This window comes from Chloroflexota bacterium (assembly GCA_016219275.1).
In the GTDB taxonomy this organism is placed as follows: domain Bacteria; phylum Chloroflexota; class Anaerolineae; order UBA4142; family UBA4142; genus JACRBM01.
In genome coordinates this window covers 16,433-37,032 of sequence record JACRBM010000026.1, presented here as the reverse complement: position 1 = coordinate 37,032, position 20,600 = coordinate 16,433, and the positions used below count along the sequence as shown (strand labels likewise).

The 20,600-nt window shown below is 56.4% G+C and carries 20 protein-coding genes; 9 read left to right on the top strand and 11 right to left on the bottom strand.

Annotated elements, in window-relative coordinates:
• Positions 1–23 precede the first annotated feature (23 nt).
• The 8 genes from HY868_05405 to HY868_05370 form a co-directional block, all read right to left on the bottom strand.
• A complete protein-coding gene (locus HY868_05405) occupies positions 24–998 on the bottom strand; it encodes an ABC transporter permease (protein MBI5301554.1) in 975 nt (324 codons plus the stop codon).
• Between the two features lie 94 nt (positions 999–1,092).
• Positions 1,093–2,928 carry a peptide ABC transporter substrate-binding protein gene (locus HY868_05400; protein MBI5301553.1) on the bottom strand — a complete coding sequence of 612 codons (1,836 nt, stop codon included), beginning with the start codon at positions 2,926–2,928 and terminating at the stop codon, positions 1,093–1,095.
• A 223-nt stretch (positions 2,929–3,151) separates the two neighbouring features.
• Positions 3,152–3,664 (bottom strand): 16S rRNA processing protein RimM, encoded by a 513-nt coding sequence (gene rimM, locus HY868_05395; protein ID MBI5301552.1) that lies wholly within the window; start codon positions 3,662–3,664, stop codon positions 3,152–3,154.
• A complete protein-coding gene (locus tag HY868_05390) occupies positions 3,661–3,912 on the bottom strand; it encodes a KH domain-containing protein (GenBank protein ID MBI5301551.1) in 252 nt (83 codons plus the stop codon). Before HY868_05390 ends, rimM begins: the two co-directional genes overlap by 4 nt.
• Before the next feature lie 98 nt (positions 3,913–4,010).
• Complete coding sequence (rpsP, locus tag HY868_05385) at positions 4,011–4,319, bottom strand: 30S ribosomal protein S16 (GenBank protein MBI5301550.1); 309 nt, start codon at positions 4,317–4,319, stop codon at positions 4,011–4,013.
• A 107-nt stretch (positions 4,320–4,426) separates the two neighbouring features.
• Positions 4,427–5,761 carry a signal recognition particle protein gene (ffh, locus tag HY868_05380; GenBank protein ID MBI5301549.1) on the bottom strand — a complete coding sequence of 445 codons (1,335 nt, stop codon included), beginning with the start codon at positions 5,759–5,761 and terminating at the stop codon, positions 4,427–4,429.
• Positions 5,762–5,845: 84 nt separating this feature from the next.
• The gene (locus tag HY868_05375) at positions 5,846–5,995 is read right to left on the bottom strand and encodes a type II toxin-antitoxin system HicA family toxin (protein MBI5301548.1); all 150 of its coding nucleotides are present in this window, start codon (positions 5,993–5,995) and stop codon (positions 5,846–5,848) included.
• Between the two features lie 26 nt (positions 5,996–6,021).
• Positions 6,022–6,237: a type II toxin-antitoxin system HicB family antitoxin gene (locus HY868_05370; GenBank protein ID MBI5301547.1), complete on the bottom strand. Its 216-nt coding sequence runs from the start codon at positions 6,235–6,237 to the stop codon at positions 6,022–6,024.
• 104 nt (positions 6,238–6,341) lie between these two features.
• On the opposite strand from HY868_05370, the gene HY868_05365 reads away from it, so the two are divergent.
• Positions 6,342–7,757: a PrsW family intramembrane metalloprotease gene (locus tag HY868_05365; GenBank protein MBI5301546.1), complete on the top strand. Its 1,416-nt coding sequence runs from the start codon at positions 6,342–6,344 to the stop codon at positions 7,755–7,757.
• Positions 7,758–7,784: 27 nt separating this feature from the next.
• Positions 7,785–9,335, top strand: a complete 1,551-nt coding sequence (locus HY868_05360) for a trypsin-like peptidase domain-containing protein (GenBank protein MBI5301545.1) — start codon at positions 7,785–7,787, stop codon at positions 9,333–9,335.
• A gap of 51 nt (positions 9,336–9,386) precedes the next feature.
• Here the strand turns inward: HY868_05360 and HY868_05355 are convergent, their stop codons facing one another.
• Genes HY868_05355 through HY868_05345 form a run of 3 tightly spaced genes read right to left on the bottom strand, consistent with a single transcriptional unit; the run spans position 9,387 to position 11,348 of the window.
• Positions 9,387–9,923 (bottom strand): O-acetyl-ADP-ribose deacetylase, encoded by a 537-nt coding sequence (locus tag HY868_05355; GenBank protein MBI5301544.1) that lies wholly within the window; start codon positions 9,921–9,923, stop codon positions 9,387–9,389.
• Positions 9,920–10,846 (bottom strand): class I SAM-dependent methyltransferase, encoded by a 927-nt coding sequence (locus HY868_05350; protein ID MBI5301543.1) that lies wholly within the window; start codon positions 10,844–10,846, stop codon positions 9,920–9,922. Before HY868_05350 ends, HY868_05355 begins: the two co-directional genes overlap by 4 nt.
• A gap of 37 nt (positions 10,847–10,883) precedes the next feature.
• Entirely contained in the window at positions 10,884–11,348 is a 465-nt protein-coding gene (locus HY868_05345; protein ID MBI5301542.1) for an RpiB/LacA/LacB family sugar-phosphate isomerase, read from the bottom strand.
• A gap of 224 nt (positions 11,349–11,572) precedes the next feature.
• Between HY868_05345 and HY868_05340 the strand changes: the two genes are divergently transcribed.
• From HY868_05340 to HY868_05310, 7 genes are all read left to right on the top strand, one after another.
• A complete protein-coding gene (locus tag HY868_05340) occupies positions 11,573–12,013 on the top strand; it encodes a DUF1893 domain-containing protein (protein MBI5301541.1) in 441 nt (146 codons plus the stop codon).
• Between the two features lie 111 nt (positions 12,014–12,124).
• Positions 12,125–13,378, top strand: a complete 1,254-nt coding sequence (locus tag HY868_05335; protein ID MBI5301540.1) for a S1 RNA-binding domain-containing protein — start codon at positions 12,125–12,127, stop codon at positions 13,376–13,378.
• 117 nt (positions 13,379–13,495) lie between these two features.
• The gene (locus HY868_05330) at positions 13,496–16,003 is read left to right on the top strand and encodes an ATP-dependent Clp protease ATP-binding subunit (protein ID MBI5301539.1); all 2,508 of its coding nucleotides are present in this window, start codon (positions 13,496–13,498) and stop codon (positions 16,001–16,003) included.
• A 281-nt stretch (positions 16,004–16,284) separates the two neighbouring features.
• Positions 16,285–16,572, top strand: a complete 288-nt coding sequence (locus HY868_05325; GenBank protein MBI5301538.1) for a hypothetical protein — start codon at positions 16,285–16,287, stop codon at positions 16,570–16,572.
• A 242-nt stretch (positions 16,573–16,814) separates the two neighbouring features.
• Positions 16,815–18,194 carry a DNA repair protein RadA gene (radA, locus tag HY868_05320; GenBank protein MBI5301537.1) on the top strand — a complete coding sequence of 460 codons (1,380 nt, stop codon included), beginning with the start codon at positions 16,815–16,817 and terminating at the stop codon, positions 18,192–18,194.
• Positions 18,195–18,396: 202 nt separating this feature from the next.
• Positions 18,397–20,001, top strand: coding sequence for a helix-turn-helix domain-containing protein (locus HY868_05315; GenBank protein MBI5301536.1), 1,605 nt, complete (start codon positions 18,397–18,399; stop codon positions 19,999–20,001).
• A gap of 348 nt (positions 20,002–20,349) precedes the next feature.
• Positions 20,350–20,529 (top strand): hypothetical protein, encoded by a 180-nt coding sequence (locus HY868_05310; protein ID MBI5301535.1) that lies wholly within the window; start codon positions 20,350–20,352, stop codon positions 20,527–20,529.
• Positions 20,530–20,600: the final 71 nt, after the last annotated feature.

The following is a 20,600-nucleotide window of genomic DNA, read 5'->3' as shown; positions in this document are numbered from 1 at the left end:
GGAGAATTGGGCTTGAGTCATATTTAATCAAACCGGATCCGCGGATCGAGAAAACCGTACACAATGTCGGTGATAAGACCGAACGCCACAATCAGCGTAGCGCTCATCATCAGAATGCCCATCATCACCGCGTAATCGCCGCGCTCGATGCCCTGGGCGAAAAAGAGTCGCCCCATGCCGGGCCACGCAAAGATCGTTTCGGTGATCACCGCGCCGGCAAACAAGCCAGGAATTTCGAGACCGATGATGGTAATGAGCGGCAGAACAGAATTTTTGAGCGCGTGTCGCAGTAGCACGCCGCGTTCGCGCAGACCTTTCGCAAACGCAGTGCGGATGTAATCCTGGTGCAAAACGTCCAACATTCCCGCGCGCATGTAGCGAATATGCGTACCGAGCGAAAAAAAGGTCAACACACTCGCGGGCAGAATCAAATGCGTAATGCGGTCTTCGAATGAAAAATCCGCGCCAATCGTGTACATGCCGCCGCCCGGCAACAGCGGTCCTCCATTCGGATGTTTCAACGTCGCGTTAAACACAATAATGAGAATAAGTCCAAGCCAAAACACGGGCATGGACTGACCGAGGAAGGCAATCGTCGTCGCGAGATGATCGAACCAAGAGTACTGCCGCGTTGCCGAGACGATGCCAATGGGAATCGAAATCAACAAGGCGAAGAAAAATGCGGTCAGCGAGAGGTATAGCGTGTTCGGGAGTCGCTCCATGATCTCGGTGAGCGCGGGACGGCGCGTGACGAGCGAAATACCCCAGTCGCCGCGCAAGACGGACCAGAGCCAGTTCAAGTAGCGTTCGTGAATCGGCGCATCCAAGCCGAGTTCTTTTTTCAAGCGTTCGAGATCTTCGGGCGTGATATTGGGATTGTTTTCGTACGCGGCAAGTGGACCGCCGGGGATCAGATTCATCAATGTGAAAACGACGAAACTGATCACGAGTAAAAGCGGTAACGCTTGGATGATGCGGCGAATGATATATTGAGTCATCGTTAGATAGTTGGGTGGTTGGATAGTTGGATAGTTGGATAGTCACATCGTAGGTGATGCAACTATCCAACTTTTGAACTATCGAACTATCGAACTATTTGAGCGACCAGAGATCTGCATTCCAGCCGTTGTTGTCCCACGCGTTCGGGACCCAGCCGAGCAAGCGATCGCGGTACGAATCCATGTCGAGGCGTTGGTACAGGTAGATCATGTTCGTCGTTTCCTGACCAATCTTGGCGACCTGGCAGTACAGATCGCGACGCTTGTTGATGTCGGGTTCCGCGCCGGCTTTGTCGAGCAAGGAATCCACCTGGGGATCATTAAAGCGGGTATAGTTCACGCCGCCCTTGTTCGTTTCGCTGGGAATGTTCTTCGAGTAGAACAGGTTCAGCATCTGACCGTGCGGGTCAATGCTGGCATTCGTCGTGTACATGATGATATCAAAGTTGCCGTGACGACGCGGCGAACCGCCATCCCACGAACCGATCACCACCGACGATGGCGCGTTCTCGATGTACAACTCAACGCCAATTGCCTTCATATCTTCGACGACGAGCACCTGGGAGTCTTCGCGCAGTTTGTTGCCAGAGGTCGTCGAGTATTTCAAGCGCAAGCGGGTGCCATCGGGCGCGGTCTTGGAACCTTTTGCCACGCGAATACCGTCAGAACCGGGAACCCAGCCCGCTTCGTCCAAGAGTTTCTTGGCTTGGGCGACATCGTACCCGCGCGGTTTGAAATCGGCGCATTGGAAAAAGCCCGCGTTGATTTCGTTCGTGCCGGGTTTCGCTTTGCCAAAGAGCAATTTGTCAATGATGCGTTGTTTGTTGATGCCGTACTCGATGGCTTGGCGAACTTTGACATCGCTCAGGATCGGGTGCGGTTTTTTGGGATCGGAGGGGTCCTTGTTCTCCGCCATATTCAGGAACAAGCGCTCGCCACCGATCTGCAGTGGATCGGAAATTTTGACGCCAGTCATTTTTTCGAGTAGTGGGAAATCGGCTTCGGTGTTGTTCCACATAATATCCACTTCGCCGCTGGAGAGCAATTGCATCGCGACTTCGGACGAGGGAACGATGCGAATGACGACTTGATCGAGATACGGTTTGTCTTTTTCGCGATAATTCGGATTGCGCGACAAGACGATGTGCGAATCCGCGACCCACTCGTCAAGCTTGAACGGACCGGTGCCGATGGGCTTGCGATTGAATTCCCATTTTGTCATATCCTTGGGATCGCCGGTCGCGTGCTTGGGAAGCAAATCGTTGCCAAAGAGTGTGAGATACGGAGCGTAGAAATTCTTGAACCGGATGACAATGGTATTGGGATCGGGGCAATCCACCTTGTCCACATCCTGGTAACCGGTCGTCGAAACGACGCCAACGCCCGGGGTCATCCATGCTTGCAATGTGAATTGAAAATCTGCGCAAGTGACCGGTTTACCATCCGAATACACCAAACCTTCTTTGAGTTTCCACGTCACGGTTTTACCGTCCGCGCTCACACCGCCGTTTTGAACGGTTGGAATTTCTTTCGCCAGCGCCGGAACGCGTTTGCCGTCGGGTTCGACCTTGGACAAGCCCTCTTGCAGAAAGACGAGGACTTCGTCCATCACGGTTTGCGTACCAAGCAACGTGTTAAGCGTAATCGGCGATTGCCAGACTGCCATCGTCACTTTGCCGCCGCGTTTGGGCGCGGGTGCGGCAGGGGTCGGCACAGTCGTTGGGGCGGGGGGCTTGGTCGCTTCGGGTGCTTTGGTCGCGGCAGGCGCAGTTGTTGCGGCGGGGGCTTTGGTCGGTTCAGCCGCGGCGGGCGCTTTGGTCGGCGCGGGAACTGCGGTCGCCGGGACCGCGGTAGGCGTCGGCGCGGCGCACGCGACCAGAATGAATGCCAACAGCGCAATAATCCCTAGCATCTGAAATTTCGAACGCATCTTACTTCTCCTCCAAAAGTTTCGAATTTGTGGGAATCGTCGAGCGGTGCCAGGCTCATAGATGCGATTAGCGGGGAGAATCACCTCCTTCCTTGGGGGCGATGTTTGGCGCGATTATAAACGCAAGCAGAACGATTGTCAATGCGTGTGACGAGATTGTTACGACGGCAGACCTGAAGAGGGGTGCTTCGCGGAAACCCATCGGACCTCCGCAAGATTATCTCTACAAATCGAGCAAACCGTCAATCAACTTAACCACGAGACGTTTGCTTTCGAGGTTGATTTCGCGAATGAACTCGGGCACGGCGGGGATGAGAATTTCGCGCGCGCCATCGTGTACGACGTACACATCGTGCGCGGGCGTGTCGAGAATATCCACCACCTCGCCGAGGTCTTGCCCTTGAACTGTGACGACGCGCATTCCAATCGTTTGATAGAGGTAAACTTGATTCGGCTTGAGCGGAACGGCATTTTCGCGCGTCACGTAGATGTACTGCTCGCGCAATTTTTCCGCGTCCGCTTCCGAATCCACACCGACTAGCTTGAGGAGAATAAACTTGCCGTGCTGATGCGCGCGCTCGACCTGAAAAGATTTCGCGTCGTCCCCGAGGAAAACCTCGCGGAGCGACGCGAAACGATCCGGAAAATCGGATAGCACTTCAATTTTCAATTCGCCGCGATAGCTCCACGGTTTGAGCACGCGACCGATGGTGAGCAAAAGCGGCGCGTCGGTCATGCTTCGCCGGCGCGCGTGATGACATCGAGCATCACCCGCTTGCCCTCGCGCGCGGCGGCAACGCGCACGAGCGTGCGCATCGCGTTCGCAATGCGTCCACTCTTGCCGATCACGCGTCCCATATCGCCTTGCGCGACATAGAGTTCTAAAGCGATCGAACCGTTTTTTTCGTTCATCCGCACATCCACTTGGTCCGGATGCTCGACGAGCGTTTTCGCGATGAACGCGACGAGTACTTGAAGGTTCATAGTTTAGTTGAATAGTGCGATAGTGCGTTAGTACGTTAGTGCGATAGTGGGTGCTCTGAGAATCAACTATCGCACTACTGAACTATTGCACTATTGCACTAACTCTTGGCTTCGGCTTTTACGGCGGCGCGCGGTTTGCGTGCGGTGCGCGTCTTGACGTACTTGTCGCTAATGTTCGCATGCTTGAGCAACACGCCCACCGCGTCGGTGGGGCGCGCGCCCACGCCGAGCCAGTACTTGGCGCGTGCTTCGTTCAACTGAATCGTCGGCGGCTGCGAACGCGGGTCGTAATGACCGATGCTTTCGACAATGCGACCATCGCGCTTGCTGCGCTCTTCGGCGATGACCACGCGGTAGGTCGGCTGTTTCTTCGCGCCATAGCGCGAAAGACGAATTTTGACGGACATGGTTCTCCTTCAATTCCCCAAGTTCCTTTAGTTCCCTTATTTCCCTCCATTCCCTACGAAAGGAAATGAAGGAAATAAGGGAAATAAGGGAACCCGAGAGAGTGTAGTTAGATTCCTAGACCCGGAAATCCCGGGAACATGCCGCGCGTTTTGCCACTCTTGAGTTGTTGCATCATGCGCTGCATTTGTTTGAATTGACTCATTAACTGATTGACTTCTTGCACGGACGTGCCACTGCCCGTCGCGATGCGTTTGCGCCGCGAGCCGTTCAAGATGTCGGGGTGTTGGCGCTCTTGGCGCGTCATCGAGTTGATGATCGCTTCGATGCGCTTCATCTGCGTGTCGGTCACTTCGGCGGGCAAGTCCTTCGTGACCTGGTTCAACCCAGGAACCATTCCCAGCAATTGCGAGATCGGTCCCATTTTTTTGATCTGCTGAAGTTGCGACAAGAAATCCTCAAAGTTGAATTCCGCCTTGAGTAATTTCTCCGCCGCCTGACGCGCTTGATCTTGATCGAGATTCTCTTGCGCTTTTTCGATGAGCGTGAGGACGTCGCCCATACCGAGAATCCGCGATGCGAGCCGATCAGGAAAGAACTGTTCGAGCGCGTCAGTCTTTTCGCCGACGCCCAGGTACTTGATCGGCACGCCCGTGACCGAACGAACCGAAAGCGCCGCACCGCCGCGCGCATCGCCGTCAACCTTGGTGAGGATTAACCCGGTCAACCCGACGCGCTTGTTGAATTCATCTGCGACGCGCACTGCTTCCTGTCCGGTCATCGCATCCACCACAAGCAACACTTCTTGCGGCTTGGTCTTGTTTTTGACCTCTTCGAGTTCGTGCATCAACTCGTCGTCAATGTGCAAGCGCCCCGCGGTGTCGAGCAGGACGACGCTGTACGCGCCATCGTTCGCGTGCTTGACCGCGTTCGCGCAGATCATCGGAGGTGGAACCGTATTCGGTTCCGCATGTACGGGAATATCTAATTGTTTGCCGAGCGTTTGCAGTTGCTGAATCGCGGCGGGGCGTCGCGTGTCTGCTGCGACGAGGAGCGGTTTTTGCTGATGCTTTCGCAAATGCAACGCGAGCTTCGCCGCCATCGTCGTCTTGCCAGCGCCTTGCAAACCGATGAGCATGACCACGTGCGGCGGCTGACCCGATAGGTCAATCTTTGCCGGTTCGCCGAGCGTCTTGACGAGTTCTTCGTTGACAATCTTGACGACCATCTGCGCGGGCGAAAGTGATTGCATCACCTCGACGCCGACCGCGCGTTCGCGCACGCGTGTCAAAAAGTCTTTGACGACTTTGAAATTGACATCCGCTTCGAGCAACGCGAGACGCACTTCGCGCAACGCGGCGTCCACGTCCGCTTCAGATAGTTTTCCCTTGCCGCTCAGTTTTTTGAAAACGGCGTTGAGTTTCTCGGTTAGGTTATCGAACACAGTGCGCTATTTTAGCGGAGATTGGCGATTTGGTCAAACGTAACAAAAACCCGAAGGTTTTTGGAAACCCTTCGGGTCTAATGTTCAATCCGCGTAGAAATGTGGACGCAACTCATCACTCGAAACGTAACGACTCGCTTGACGCAGGATCGCCCGCAATGTACCCGTAGCAAGTTCCCGATGACGCGGAATCGTCAGTGTTTGTTTTTCGCCGGTCGCGATCATCCGTCGCAACTTGTTCTCCCGACAGGCGCCGCAGATTAGGCATACACTGGCTCCATCTCGAAGGTAATCAGCAAAGGTAGATTAGGCGCCAATCCTAATTCACTCAAGTCTTCGCCTTCCAGATGAAGTTGAATTGCCTCGCGCAGATTTTGCACCGTTTCATCAAGAGTCTTGCCCTGCGTGATAACCGCCAAGTCCAAACATTCACCCACGTATCCTTGTGCATCACCGGGATAGATTACTGCTTGAATTGTGTTTCGCTACTCCCATTGACGACACCTATCTTTGCGTGTAAAATCCCCGCCATTAAACGATTGTCGGCAAAGACATACTTTTCTCTCCGCAAAGGAGCGCTATGCAGAATCATCTTCGTGTCGCGCGCGAATCGGTCTGGCTCGAAATGATCGGGATCGCGGTGTTTGCCGGGCTGGTCGCGTTAGCGGCTAACGCTCTGCGACTTGAACTAAACGGATTGCCACTCGTACTCGCGGGCATCGTGCTCGCGCTCGTCCCGGCTCTGCTGTGGCTGTCCGCATTTTATCGGCAGGACCGCATCGAGCCGGAGCCGCGTCAATACGTGATCGGCATATTTATTTTGGGCGCACTGCTCTACCAAGCCGTCGGTCAGCCGCTCACTCGCGAGGTTTTCCGCGCGCAAGACTGGGTCGGCGCAAATTGGTGGATTGCGTTGAGCGGTTCGATTTTGGTCGGCGGTTTGATCACCCAGTTTTTGTTATACGCCGCAGTGCGCTACACCGTTTTCTATTCGACCGAGTTCGATCAACGGATTGATGGCATCATCTATGGCGCGGCGGCAGGGCTGGGGTACGCGACGATGCAAAATATCCAGTACGTCGTGAACAACGGCGGCGTTGACCTGGGTGTCGGCGCGATTACCATCGCAGTCGAGGCGCTATCGCTCGCGAGTTTGGGCGGCGTATCCGGATATTTCCTCGGACGCGCCAAGTTCGACAAAATGGGCGCACGCTGGTTGCCGCTCGGATTGGCGCTCGCGGCGATTCTGAATGGCGTGATTGATTTGGTTTTACGCCAAGTCCCATTCATCGGCGGCGACTTGAACATCAATCCGTGGTACGGTCTGCTTGCCGGGGTGCTCATCGCGGGCAGCACTTTTTTTGTCTTGTTTCGATTGATGAGCCGACTGCGCGGCGCAACCGAGAACGCGTCGAATGCGTCCACCGCGCTCGCCGAAGAACCGGAATGGATCGTTTGGGTCGTCGTGATCGTCGGCTTGGCGGCGGCATGGTTCGTGCGCGGCAACGTGCTTGACCAGGTTCGCACCACAAGCGTCGGTCAGGTCAGCGTGAGTTATCCGGCGTCCTGGTCGCGCGCGAGTGCAACCGGCGCGCTGTTCGCGGCAGAGGATCGCACGCACGGCGGCGTCTTTGGCGCGCGCATCAGCGTGCATCAAATCCCGCGCGCAGATTTATTTCCGGCGACTGGCGGACTGGCGGACGCCGCGATGAATTGGTCACTGGCGCGCGGTAAAGAATTGATCGCGTATCGCTTGCTCGAAATGAACGAGGTGAAATGGCAAGGGCGCGACGCAGTACGCGTGGACTATGCGTTTTTGCTCGATTCGCCGCAAGGTTCCGCATCGGGTACGCTACCCGCGCTGATGCGCGCGACAGATGTATTGGTCGTCAGCGGCGACCAGATTTTCGCGTTGACCTTTGCCGCCGAGCGTAACGAATTCGATCAGCTCGCCGATTGGCGCGAGCGAATTATCGCGACTTGGCGCGTGCCGTAGGGCAAATTGGAAATTTGGAGGAGCAAAATGAAACAATATACTCTGCGCGTGGCGTTGTTGGCAATTGCGTTCGTTCTGCTCGCGAGTTTGACACTCGAGTTGCCGACCGCGCACGCCAAAGACCCCGCGCCCGCGCAAATCGAAAACGCGATGCTGGCAGTCGTCAAAATCTGGATCCTGGGTCCGGATGGCAAAGCGTTCGGTGGTTGTTCCGGCACCGTCATTGATCCAGCCGGGTACATCCTAACCAACTTTCATTGCGTCGGGTACACGAATCTGTACGGCAAAGATGATTCCGGCTTTAACTTGAAACATGGCGATCTGTACCATTCCCAGGGTTGGCTCGTGGTCGGTCCGACCAAGGATCCGAAAAAAGCGCCCGTGCCAACCTACATGGCAAAGTACATCACCGGCGATCCCAAGTTGGATGTCGCGGTCGTCAAGATTTTTCGAATGTACAACGAGGGCGAGAAATTACCCGGCGCGTTACCCTTGACCGTCATCAAGCGCGTGGATTCGGACAATGCCAAGATTGGTGAATTTATCGCGACCGTTGGATACCCAGGTGTCGGTGGCAATCTCATTTCCTATCTGCCGGGACAAATTTCCGGCTTTGACGATCAGGACAACGATGGGAATTTGGATTCCTTCAAAACGAACGCGGAGATTGCGCCGGGAAATAGCGGCGGACTGGGTATGAATGGGAACGGGGAACAGATCGGCATTTCGACCTGGGGTAAGGTCTCTGGCGTCAGCAAGATTGACCGCTTCAAGATGATCAACATTGCCGAGCCGTTGATCAAAAAAGCGAAACAACTGGGCGACTCGACGACGAGTAGCGGGCTGGGCACTGCCGGAACATCTCCGACTACGAATACGGGCAATCCAACGTTTGGCAAACTGGCATTCTCAACCGCGTGCAAGGACGCGCCGATTAGCAATCCGGGTGCGACCTTTCCGGCAGGCACAAAAATGATCGCCGCCTTGTTCCCGCACAGTGGAATGCGAACCGGGACAGACTGGGGATCGGTGTGGTTCGTAGATGACAAAGCGGTCGCCGGCGCGGAGACGGGGCGAAGTTGGAAGGACGCGGCAGACGGCACTTTTTGCAACACGCTCGCGAACCAAGGCGAGGCGCTCCCGAATGGCAAATACCGATTCGCGCTCTATCTTCAAGGGCGTCCCACCACCGAAGCCGAGTTTATGATCGGGACAAGCACCACTCCTCCGTCGCCCCAACCGCCTGCGCCGCAGCCATCGCGTGGCGTCGCGCTGTCCGGTCAAATCGTGGATGCCGACACTCAGCGCGGCATTTCGGGCGCGGTCATTCTGGTGCTCGATCCGGATGTGAGCGTCGAGGATTTCGATGACGCCGAAGATATTGAGCCACTCATCATCGCCTCGGGCATCGCCGATTCAGCCGGCAAATTCCTGACCGCGCCCGGGTTGGAACGCGGAATCACGTATACACTACTCGTTGGACAGAAAGCGTACCAACGCCGCGAATTGGAATTGGATTTAACCGATGACGACCCAGATGTGACGAAACTCAAACCGATCGCGTTGAAGAAAAAGTAGCGCGATGAAACAAGAGACCCCAAGGGTTTTGCGAAACCCTTGGGGTCTTGTTCACTCGGACAACACTTGCTCCAGCACGCGCGCGTGGACTTCTAACGCGCGCGCGTCATACAATACGTAATTCACACGCGCAATTTCCGGATGTTCGCTGAGATAATCTACGATCACGCGAAACGCAATGTGCGCGGCATCCTCCATCGGATAGCCGTACACGCCGGTCGAAATCGCTGGGAACGCAATGGACGCGCAATTGTTTTGCGACGCGAGTTCGAGGCATGTGCGATACGCGCTCGCGAGCAATACCGGTTCGCCGTGCTTGCCATCGCGATACACCGGACCGACCGCGTGAATAACATGCCGCGCGCGCAATTGATAACCACGCGTGATTTTCGCGCTTCCCGTTTCGCACCCGTCCAACGTGCGACACTCTTCGAGCAATTGCGGTCCCGCTGCACGATGAATCGCACCGTCCACACCGCCACCGCCGAGCAGTGACGAGTTCGCCGCGTTCACTAGCGCGTCCACATCCTGTTGCGTAATGTCACCCTGAACAAGTTCAAGCGTTGATTCGCCGATTTCAACTTTCATTTTTCCTCCAGAACATTTCTTCTTGCCGCAAAGCTGGCTAGCGAATATTCCGTGTTGGGATTCTGGTCAACGCGCCTCAACCACATCTGTTTGGAGATATCGAGAGTGCACGGACCATAAGTGTAGATGCTGATTCGCCGTTTCTCTCCCACGCGTCGAAGTTGGCGCAACACTTGTTTCAACAGACTACCTTTGAAAGGTGTGAATAAAAAAAAGTGGGTCCCATCGGAGAAATCGGCAGTCCGCGCATCTCCCTTGATGAATTCGACGCGAGACAAATTTAGCTCGTGGGCGCACTTTTGCGCGTACTCGCAATAGCCGGGTTCAAGCTCGATCCCCTTGGCTCTCACGCCGGTCAACAGATGAACCAGGATGCAGACCTGCCCCAGTCCCGAACCGAGGTCATAGAACACCGCGTCCGGCGTGATCGTCATTTTCCCGGCAAGTTCCAAAATGATGTGCGCAGGAGTGGGCTGATAGAACACCATCTCCGGCTCGCGCGGCTGTGTCTCTTGTGGAGACACATTCAGCCGAAGCAAGCCACCCACCAGCACGTCGAGTGCATCATACTTGCCAAAGCCGTCCTGATCTCCACCATATTTATCGAGTTCGCGTTTCAACTTTTCGCCGGTAAGCGAACCTGACTTGATTCGAGCGCGCAGTTTCCGGAAGAGCCGCGCGTTGGTTTCTTCCAAACGATTTCTGAGCCGCTCGGCGCGTTCCTTCAATTGTATCGAATTTTTTGCGGGGCTGTCCGCGTGCGCGCTTTGAATTCGACCGAGAATGTGAAATTCGAGGCGGTCTATCGCTTCCACCCTGCCGAGAAAATTCGCTATGTCGAAAAGGGTGCGGTCCTTCTCAATCGCATCAATGTCCAATTGTATTTCGTGCCAGGGTGAAACATCCAAGACCATGCGGACCACGCGCGTTTTACTTCCTTTACCACACGTTGCGGATGCTTTAGCCGTTTGCTTGTCTGCCGGTGTACTTCTCCTCAATTTCCTGCACCTGCTCCACACACTGCACATCTACCGGGTCAGTTCCCATTGGCGTGGCGAACCACGCGTCGAGAATTTCTTGCGCGACGATTTCCGACGTAGCGCGCAAACTCAAACACAATACATTTGCGCGATTCCACATGCGCGCGCCCTTGGCGGTTTCCGCGTCGTGCGCGAGCGCGGCGCGAATACCCGGCACCTTGTTCGCGGCAATCGAAACGCCCGTCCCAGTCCAGCAAAACAGAATGCCCTCGTCCGCGTCGGCGCGCGCGACGGCTTCCGCCACCGCTTGCGCAACTAGAGTCCAGGTTGCTTTTTCCTCGCGCAAGGGTCCGAACAATTCGACCGCGTGACCGCGCGCGCGAATATTCTCGATCACGCGATCCGTCAAGTGCATCCGCTCATCCGAACCAATCGCGATCTTCATCCTCGCTCCGAACAAGTAGGACAAATTGGAAATTTGTCTCCCATCCCATGCGCGAACCTGGCAAGTTGGAAATTTGCCTCATCCATTACGCGCGATTTTTTTCTTCGTTCGCATTTTACCGCGAATCGCGCGAAACGTAAACCCTAATTCTATTTTTACGAATTTTGCGCGTGTCTTTATAATTTTGGCTTGACACGCTGGGAGCGCGGTGATACACTGCCGCCATGTTGGATTTGACCATCGCCAAACAAGTTCTCGCCGCGAATCCGCTCGCGTTCGTCATCGTCAAAGAGGGCGCGATTCTGCGCGTGGGCACGCGCGACGGCATCGGCGAACTCATCGAAGCGACGGACGCGCTCGGCGAGCACACGCGCAACGCCGCGCTCGCGGACAAGGTTGCCGGCAAGGCGCTCGCGATGGTCGCGCGCACCGCCGGAATTCGCGCGGTCTACGCGGCGTTGATGAGCCAAGCCGCGTGCGACGCATTCGCGCGCGACCAGATCGCGTTCGAGTACGCGCAACGCGTGCCGCTCATCCTCAACAAACGCAACGACGGACCGTGCCCGATGGAACAACTGACCCAGCCGATTGACGAGCCGCGCGCGGCAATGCGCGCGTTGCGCGAATTTGTGCGCGCACGTCAATCCGCGCGCATCGTCAAATAGATTTACGCGGCGTGGCGGGGTTGCCATTTGTCCCGTTTACGGCTATAATACGCGCGCGACAGTTCAGAATTCAAAATATGATTGTCGAAAATTGGTGTGCGGGAGAAAAACATGGTTCCGAGTCGAGGACCCGTTAGTCCTCAGGAGGGAAATGCCAACAAGCAAGGCGTAACCGCTGAGAACACCGGCATGAAGATGAGTGAACTCTCAGACCTGGATCTGGGATTCAAGCGACTCAAGTACGGCGACATCGTCGCCGGCACGGTCGTGCGCGTCGGTCCGCGCGAAATCTTGGTTGACATTGGCGCGAAATCGGAAGGCGTGGTAGACCACGCCGAGTTGGAAAAGATGAGCGGCGAGGCGATCAAGAAAATCCAAGTGGGCGACAAAATTCTCGCATTCGTCGTCAAATCGGAAAACCGCGAGGGCGCGGTCGTGCTCTCGCTGGTGCGCGCACAACTCGAACGCGATTGGTTGGACGCAGAGCAACTATTAAAGTCCGAACAAATCTTCGAAGCCCAAGTTGCCGGGTTTAACAAAGGCGGTTTGATCGTGCGCGTCGGCAAAGTGCGCGGCTTTGTGCCCGCGACGCAACTCGAAAGCATCGCGCGCAAAAAAGCCGAATCGCCCGAAGACGCCGCGGTGACCGAAGCCGACCTGAGCGCGCTCGTCGGCAAAAAGATCAAGCTCAAAGTCATCGAGCTGGATCGCGAGCGCAATCGGCTGATCTTGTCCGAACGCGCGGCGATGCGTGATCTACGCAAGACTGCGAAAGAACAAGTGTTGGGTGAACTCAAAGAAGGCGATGTCCGCACCGGCACCGTCACGAGCGTCGCCGATTTCGGCGTGTTCGTGGACTTGGGCGGAGTGGACGGCATGATTCACCTGTCCGAACTCTCGTGGACAAAGATCGGGCATCCGCAAGACCTGATCAAAGTCGGTGACAAGATTCAAGTCCAGGTGTTGAGCGTGGATCGCGATCGCGAACGCATCGCGCTGAGTTTGAAACGGCTCGCGCCGGAACCCTGGTCAACCGTCGAACAGCGCTACCAAGTGGGACAATTGGTCAACGGCACGATCACCAAACTTGCGTCCTTTGGCGCGTTCGCGCGGCTCGACGACAACATTGAAGGGCTGATTCATATTTCGGAGCTGGCAGACCGCCGAATCCAGCATCCGAAAGAGGTGGTCAAAGAAGGCGACACCTTGACGCTCCGGGTCGTGCGGATTGACGCCGCGCGCCGCCGTTTGGGTCTCTCGCTGAAAAAGGTCGCCGACAGCGAATACTCGAGCGATGTCACCGAACTGGACACGCCGGAAGAGGAATGGCCCGACACTGGAACCAACGACGCTCCTGAAGCGTAGATTCTTTAGAGACACTGGCGTCCCTGCAATCAAGGGACGCTTTTTGTACAGCGCGGGGCGTCACAAGCCACGCCTCCGAACTTGACTCCGCTGGCTTGCTTAATGAGGTGAAAGATGATGTCCGACAAATTGGACAAGTTTACCAAGCGCGCGCGACGCGTACTGACGTACGCGCAGGAAGAAGCCGCTCGCCTGAGCCATAATTACATCGGCACTGAACACATCCTGCTCGGGTTGATTCGAGAAGAAGAAGGACTCGCCGCCAAAGTGTTGCGCGACCTGGGAGTAGACCAGGCGCGCGTGCGCCGCGTGGTCGAAGATATTGTCGGACGCGGGCAAGCGCCGGCGGGCACGCGCCTTTCGCTCACGCCGCGCACCAAGCGCGTGATCGAACTCGCGGTGGACGAAGCGCGCCGCATGGGACATCACTACATCGGCACCGAGCACTTGCTCCTGGGTCTCGTGCGCGAAGGCGATGGCATCGCGGTGAACGTGCTGAAGAGTTTGAACGTCAGTCCCGACAAGGTGCGCGCCCAATTGCAACGCGCGGTGATGGAACAAGCCCCCGCGGGACAAACCCCCGAAAAGAAACGCGGCGATTCCAAAACGCCTCTGCTTGACCAACTGGCGACCGACCTAACCGCGCAAGCGGAAGAAGGCAAACTCGATCCGGTGATCGGTCGCCAAAAAGAAATCGAACGCGTGATTCAAATACTTTCACGACGTACCAAAAATAATCCCGCGTTGATCGGCGAGCCAGGCGTCGGCAAGACCGCGATCGTCGAAGGTCTCGCGCAAAAAATAATTCAAGGCGATGTCCCAGGTCCACTCCTCAACAAACGCGTCGTGCAACTCGATGTTGGGTCGCTCGTCGCGGGCACAATTTATCGTGGACAGTTCGAAGAACGCATGAAGCGCGTGATTGACGAATTGAAAGGCAGCAAAACGATTCTCTTCATTGACGAACTGCACATGGTCGTCGGCGCGGGTGCGGCAGGCAGCGCGGTTGACGCGGCGAACATTTTGAAACCAGCCTTGTCGCGCGGCGAACTGCAAGTCGTGGGCGCGACGACGATGGAAGAATATCGCAAGCACATCGAAAGCGATGCCGCGCTCGAACGGCGTTTCCAACCGGTCAAGGTGGACGAGCCGAGCGTGGACGAAACGATTGAAATTTTGAAGGGCATCAAGGAACGCTACGAGGCGCACCACGCGCTCAAGATTACGGACGAGGCGTTGACCTCCGCCGCGAATCTCGCCGCGCGGTACGTCACCGAGCGATTCTTGCCCGATAAAGCGATTGATTTGATTGACGAAGCATCCTCGCGCGTGCGAATGTACAAAGTGCCCAAGCCGACCGAGTACGTGCAAATGGACACGCGTCTCAAGGAACTTGAAAAAGAAAAGAAAGACGCGGTCGCGCAAGAAAACTTTGATCGCGCCGCCGAATTGATGGGGCAGGAAACAGACCTGCGCGAACAGATTCAGCAGTTGAAAGTGAACTGGCTCGAAACGATGGCGGAGAAGCCGCCCCAGGTCACCGGCGAAGATGTCGCCGAAGTCGTCGCGATGTGGACGGGCGTGCCGGTCACGCGCATCGCCGGCGAAGAGAGTGCGCGCTTGCTCAAGATGGAAGAAGAATTGCACAAGCGCATCATCGGACAAGACGAGCCGATCAACAGCATCGCGAAAGCGGTGCGCCGCGCGCGCGCCGGGTTGAAAGATCCGAAACGCCCGATTGGTTCGTTCATCTTCCTGGGTCCGACTGGCGTTGGCAAAAGCGAACTCGCCAAGGCGCTCGCCGAATTCATGTTCGGCGACGAAAAGGCGCTGTTGCAACTCGATATGTCCGAGTTTATGGAACGCCACAATGTTTCGCGATTGGTCGGCGCGCCGCCGGGGTACATCGGCTACGAAGAAGGCGGTCAACTGACGGAAGCAGTCCGGCGTCGCCCGTACTCGGTCGTGTTGTTCGACGAAATCGAAAAGGCGCATCCCGAAGCGTTCAACATGCTTTTGCAAATTCTCGAAGACGGGCACCTTGCCGATGCGAAAGGTCGCAAGGTGGATTTCCGCAACACGATCTTGATCATGACCTCGAACATCGGCGCGGACTTGATTCAAAAAGATTCCGTGCTCGGGTTCGGCGGCAAACGCGATGAAGCCAAGACGGAAGAAGACGCGTATCAAAAGATGCGCGAGAAATTGATGGGCGAACTAAAACGCTTGTTCCGCCCGGAATTCTTGAATCGTCTCGACAACATCGTCGTGTTCCGCACGTTGAGCAAAGAAGACATTCTCAAAATCGTGGACGTGCAAATTCGTTTATTCAAGCCGCGCTTGGACGAACATCAACTCACGCTCGAAATCACCGACGCGGCGAAGGCGAAACTCGCCGAGGAAGGGTACGATCGCAACCTGGGTGCGCGCCCGTTGAAACGCGTGATCCAGCGCACGATTGAAGACCCGCTCTCCGAAGGCGTGCTCTCGCAAGAGTTCAAACCGGGCAGTGTGCTCATCGCCGATGTGATCGAAGGCGAAATCAAACTCTCGATCAAAGAGAGTCCGCACAATGGCACGGACGGCGGCATACCGATGCCGGAACCAGCGTTGATGCCCGCGTGAGAGCGGATTGAAACGGATAACCGGATATTAAGACGGATGTAAGAAGGACACGGTGATGAACCGTGTCCTTTGCATTTCCAGTGGTGTAAATTCAATTTCACCGCCGAACGCGCAGAGTTTTTTAGAATTTTCTCCGCGTTCTCTGCGGACTCTTCGGTAAAATCCCAGCCAACCCCACTTACTCTCAAAGCGCCTGATCTTTCTCAACGCACGCTTGCCAACATGCTCAAACGCCGGTATACTTTTGCCGATCAATGTTTCGCTGATCGGTAGGGGTAAAAATGATTCAACAAGTGATCATCACATCTGAAGCGCCGGTCTCCATTAAACCGTTGGTGGAATCGGCAATCCGCAATCAACTAAAAACGTTGGAGCACGGCAGCAACCGCACACGCGAACGACTCGCCGCGTTCGAGAAGCAATTTGGTATGCCGTCCGATGAATTCGAGCACAAGTTTCAGGCGCGCGAGCTGGACGAGGATTTGGAATTCATTGACTGGCTGGGTGAGATCAAAACGCTTCGGCTTTTGCAGGAACAACTCATTTTCAGCGCGCCGATGGCACGTTGATCCTACGTTAAGACGACGCGCCTCACTTTCCCCATTTGCCAAATGCGCCGCACCACAAACACATTGGCAATCTATCGAGCGCCTTCTCTGCAAGTCCTCCCGATTTGGCAACCGTGCTCCGCAAAATCGAATCCTTGATTGCGTAATTCGCCTCACAAACCGTGATACGAATTTCATTTGACGCCCACGGCATCTCGTTGTAAAATGCGCTCGTAGAACAAACGTTTGATGCGAGGTTGCGAATGCCCCCCAAATCCAAATCGCGCGTAAAATGGACATGCCAGCAGTGCGGTTTCACGTCGCCCAAATCGTACGGCAAGTGTCCCGATTGCGGAACCTGGGACAGCATGGTCGAGACCATCGAATCGGCGAAAGAGCAAAAGGCATCTTCGCTCGCGTCGTTGATGCCGCGCGGCGCACCACAAAAAATTACGGACGTCGCGGTCGAAGGATTTCAGCGCATCCCGATTCCGATGCCCGAACTCGCGCGCGTGCTCGGTGGCGGCATCGTACCTGGGTCGCTCGTGCTCATCGGCGGCGAGCCGGGGATCGGCAAAAGTACAATCTTGCTTCAAATGGCGGCAGTGCTCGCGCGGTCGGTAGGCATTGTGCTCTACATCTCCGGCGAAGAGTCGGTGCATCAAATCAAAATGCGCGCCGAGCGGCTGGGCATGCAACCCGACACGCTCTTTCTCCTCACCGAAACGAACCTCGACGACATTATCGCACACATCGAAAACCTCAAACCGAAACTCGTCGTCGTAGATTCGATTCAAACCGTCTACCTCGAAGAACTGACGAGCGCGGCGGGCAGCATTTCCCAGGTCCGCGAATCGGCGGCACGATTGACGCAAACCGCGAAAGCGACTGGCATTCCGATTTTCCTCGTCGGGCACGTCACCAAAGCCGGCGCGATAGCCGGACCGCGCGTCCTCGAACACATCGTGGACACGGTGTTGTATCTCGAAGGCGAACGCTTTCACGCGTACCGCCTGTTGCGCTCGGTGAAAAATCGTTTCGGCGCGACGAGCGAGGTCGGCGTGTTCGAGATGACCCAGGATGGGATGATCGAGGTGGAGAATCCATCGCAGGCGTTTCTCGCGGAACGCGCACCCGGCGCATCGGGCAGCGCGATCGCGGTGACGATGGAAGGCACGCGCCCGCTCCTCGTCGAGATTCAAGCATTGACCAACTCAACCGCGTTTGCGTATCCGCGCCGCACTGGCAACGGATTCGATATGGGGCGCTTGCTGTTGCTCACCGCGACATTGCAGCAACGCGTTGGATTGAAACTCGGCGCGCAAGATGTGTTCGTGAACGTCGTTGGTGGATTGAAAATCACCGAACCCGCCGCCGACCTCACCGTCGCGCTCGCGATTGCATCGTCGTTCCGTAATCAGCCGGTCGCGGAAGACCTGGTCATCATCGGCGAAGTCGGCTTGAGCGGCGAACTACGCACCGTCGCGCACGCGCAACGACGATTGACTGAAGCCGCGCGACTCGGGTTCAAACGCGCGCTCGTGCCGCAGCTGCTCACGAAAATCAAGGACAAGCCGGACGGCATTGAATTGCTGGGTGCGCGCACGCTCACGCAAGCAATGGAACTGGCGTTGATAAGGTGAGTCAAGTAAACAGTGAGACAGGGAGCCAAGTTTCCGCAACCCATTTCCCTGATTTCCTTATTGCCCTGTTTCCTTGTCTACCTGTTTACCCCCAAACTTTTCTGTTCCCATCTTGACCCGTACCCAATTGAGCGTATAATCTTGGCACAGGGTACGTTGACGTGCCCATCGGTGTTTGCCGATGGGTCTTTTTGTTACCACGATGCCAGATACAACCCCCATCACCATTCGCGAATTGATCTCGCTTGGACTGCCCGCCGAAACGCGCGTGATTGCCGGGCACGCCCAGCTAGATCGCCCGGTCACGTGGGTCGTCGTGACGCCGGCGAATGACAGCACGCTGCGTCTCGCCGCCGGCGATTTTGTATTCCTCGTGCCGCCTTATCCCGATGATTTAGCGCAACGACTCGCGCGTCTCGCCGATCTCCGCGTGGCGTGCATCGCCGTGTTGGGCGAGCCAACCGTCGCCATGCCCGTCGCGATTCCAGTCGTCGTGTTGCCGCATTCGGCGGACGTGCGCCGCATCGAGCGCATCGCGTTATCGTTGTTGATCGAACGCAGCGCCGGTCTCGAACAACGCGCCGCGCACTTGTATCAACGCCTCACCGTGTTGATCGCGGAAAATACCGGGCTGGACGCGATGGCGGCGCTCATTCGTGAGACGACCGGCAAGAGCGTGTTGATTCAAGACAAACGCCTCGCGACACTTGCCGCGTCGTTCGCGCCCGACCTCGACGCGCGCCGCGAGGACATTGCGACCTGGGCTGGCGCGATGAGCAATTTGCCGGAGGAATGGCGCGATCGCAAACGCGCCGCGCAAAATCAAGAGGTCGCCCAGCAATCACTTGCGCTCGATCACCTCGCGCGGCTCGTCGCGCCAATCGTCGTCATGGGCGTCGCGCGCGGATTCCTTTCGTTGATCGCGACCGAAGACGCGCTGACCCAGTTCGATCACGCGGCAGCCGAGCAAAGCGCGGCGGCGTGCGCGCTCGAAATGGCGAAAGCAAAAGCGGTGAGCGAAGCGGAAAAGCGCGTGCGCGGTTCGTTCATCGACGCGCTCCTCTCCGGCAGTCTCGCGCCGCCCGAAGCCGCGAGTTGGGCGCGGCGCAATCGCTACGACCCCGAAGGATTGCATACCGTCCTCGTCGCGGACTGGTTGAAGAAAGCGCATCCGTCGCATCGCCGACTCGAAACAATGGTGCGCGAAGTGACGAACCGGCACGAACATGGTGCGCTCGTGCAAATGCGCGAAAACGAGGTCGTCGTCCTGGCGCGGCTCGATGCGCGTCAAGGCGTCGAAAGCGCGCGGCGACTCGCGGCAAACATTCGCCGTCGCGCGAGCGCTGAGTTTCCGAACGATCCATTGGCGATGGGCATCGGTCGTGCGGCGGAAGCGTTGATCGGTCTGCGCGATTCGTACCGCGAGGCGCGGCAAGCGCAAACGATGGCGCGGCGTCTCGCCGAACCGAACGCGCTGTACTTTGGCGAACTCAACGTCTATCGTTTGTTGTTTCAACTCGAAGACAATCCCGAACTCGCGACGTTCGCGGATGAAGTGCTCGGCAAGTTGATCGAGTACGACCGCGAGCAAGGCACCGATTTGGTGCAAACGCTCGCCGCGTATTTCACGCACAAGGGCAATCTCAGCCAGACCGCGGAAGCATTATTCGTCCATCGCAATACCCTGCTCTATCGGATGGAACGCATCAAAGAAATTAGCGGACTCGATCTCGACAATCCGGAAACGCGGTTCAACATTCAACTCGCGCTCCGGGCGCATCGGTTATTGAGCGCGCGCGAGGAGTAACCGAAAAGCGTTTGTGCACTTTGCACAAACGCTTCATCCTCCCCTTTGGCACATTGCCCGTAGACGCTCATCCCGTCCCGCCGTATAATGTGACGCACAAAAGGAAAGTCATCCAAATGTTCGATACCAGTTTCGGTCTCTCGATTATTGTCGTCCTTATTTCGCTTGTTGGCTTGATTCTTAGCAACAGGCGCAACTTGGTTTGGGCGGCAATCGTCGAGAAACGCCCTCGACGCAGACGAGTGCGATAAACGCACAACGACTGAATGCCAACCGCCTGAACCACTCAGGCGGTTTTAATTTTACGTAGGACAAATTGGAAATTTGTCCCACGCGGTAGGAGATGAAATGATCCAGCCAACTCATAACGAAAAACGTTCGATGCCGCAATTCATCATCGCCGCATCCGACGACCAGCGTCCGGACGCGCGTACGATGGAATTTCCTGCGTCCACGCGTTCCCGCCCCAACGACGCCGACTCGACCACCTGGGTGTGCGAACGCTTGACCGAGTGCTACAACAACTAGTAGACAGGTAAACAAGTGTAAATTCAATCTCAACTCGCTTGTTTACCTGTCTTCTTGTTTACATCTTTTGG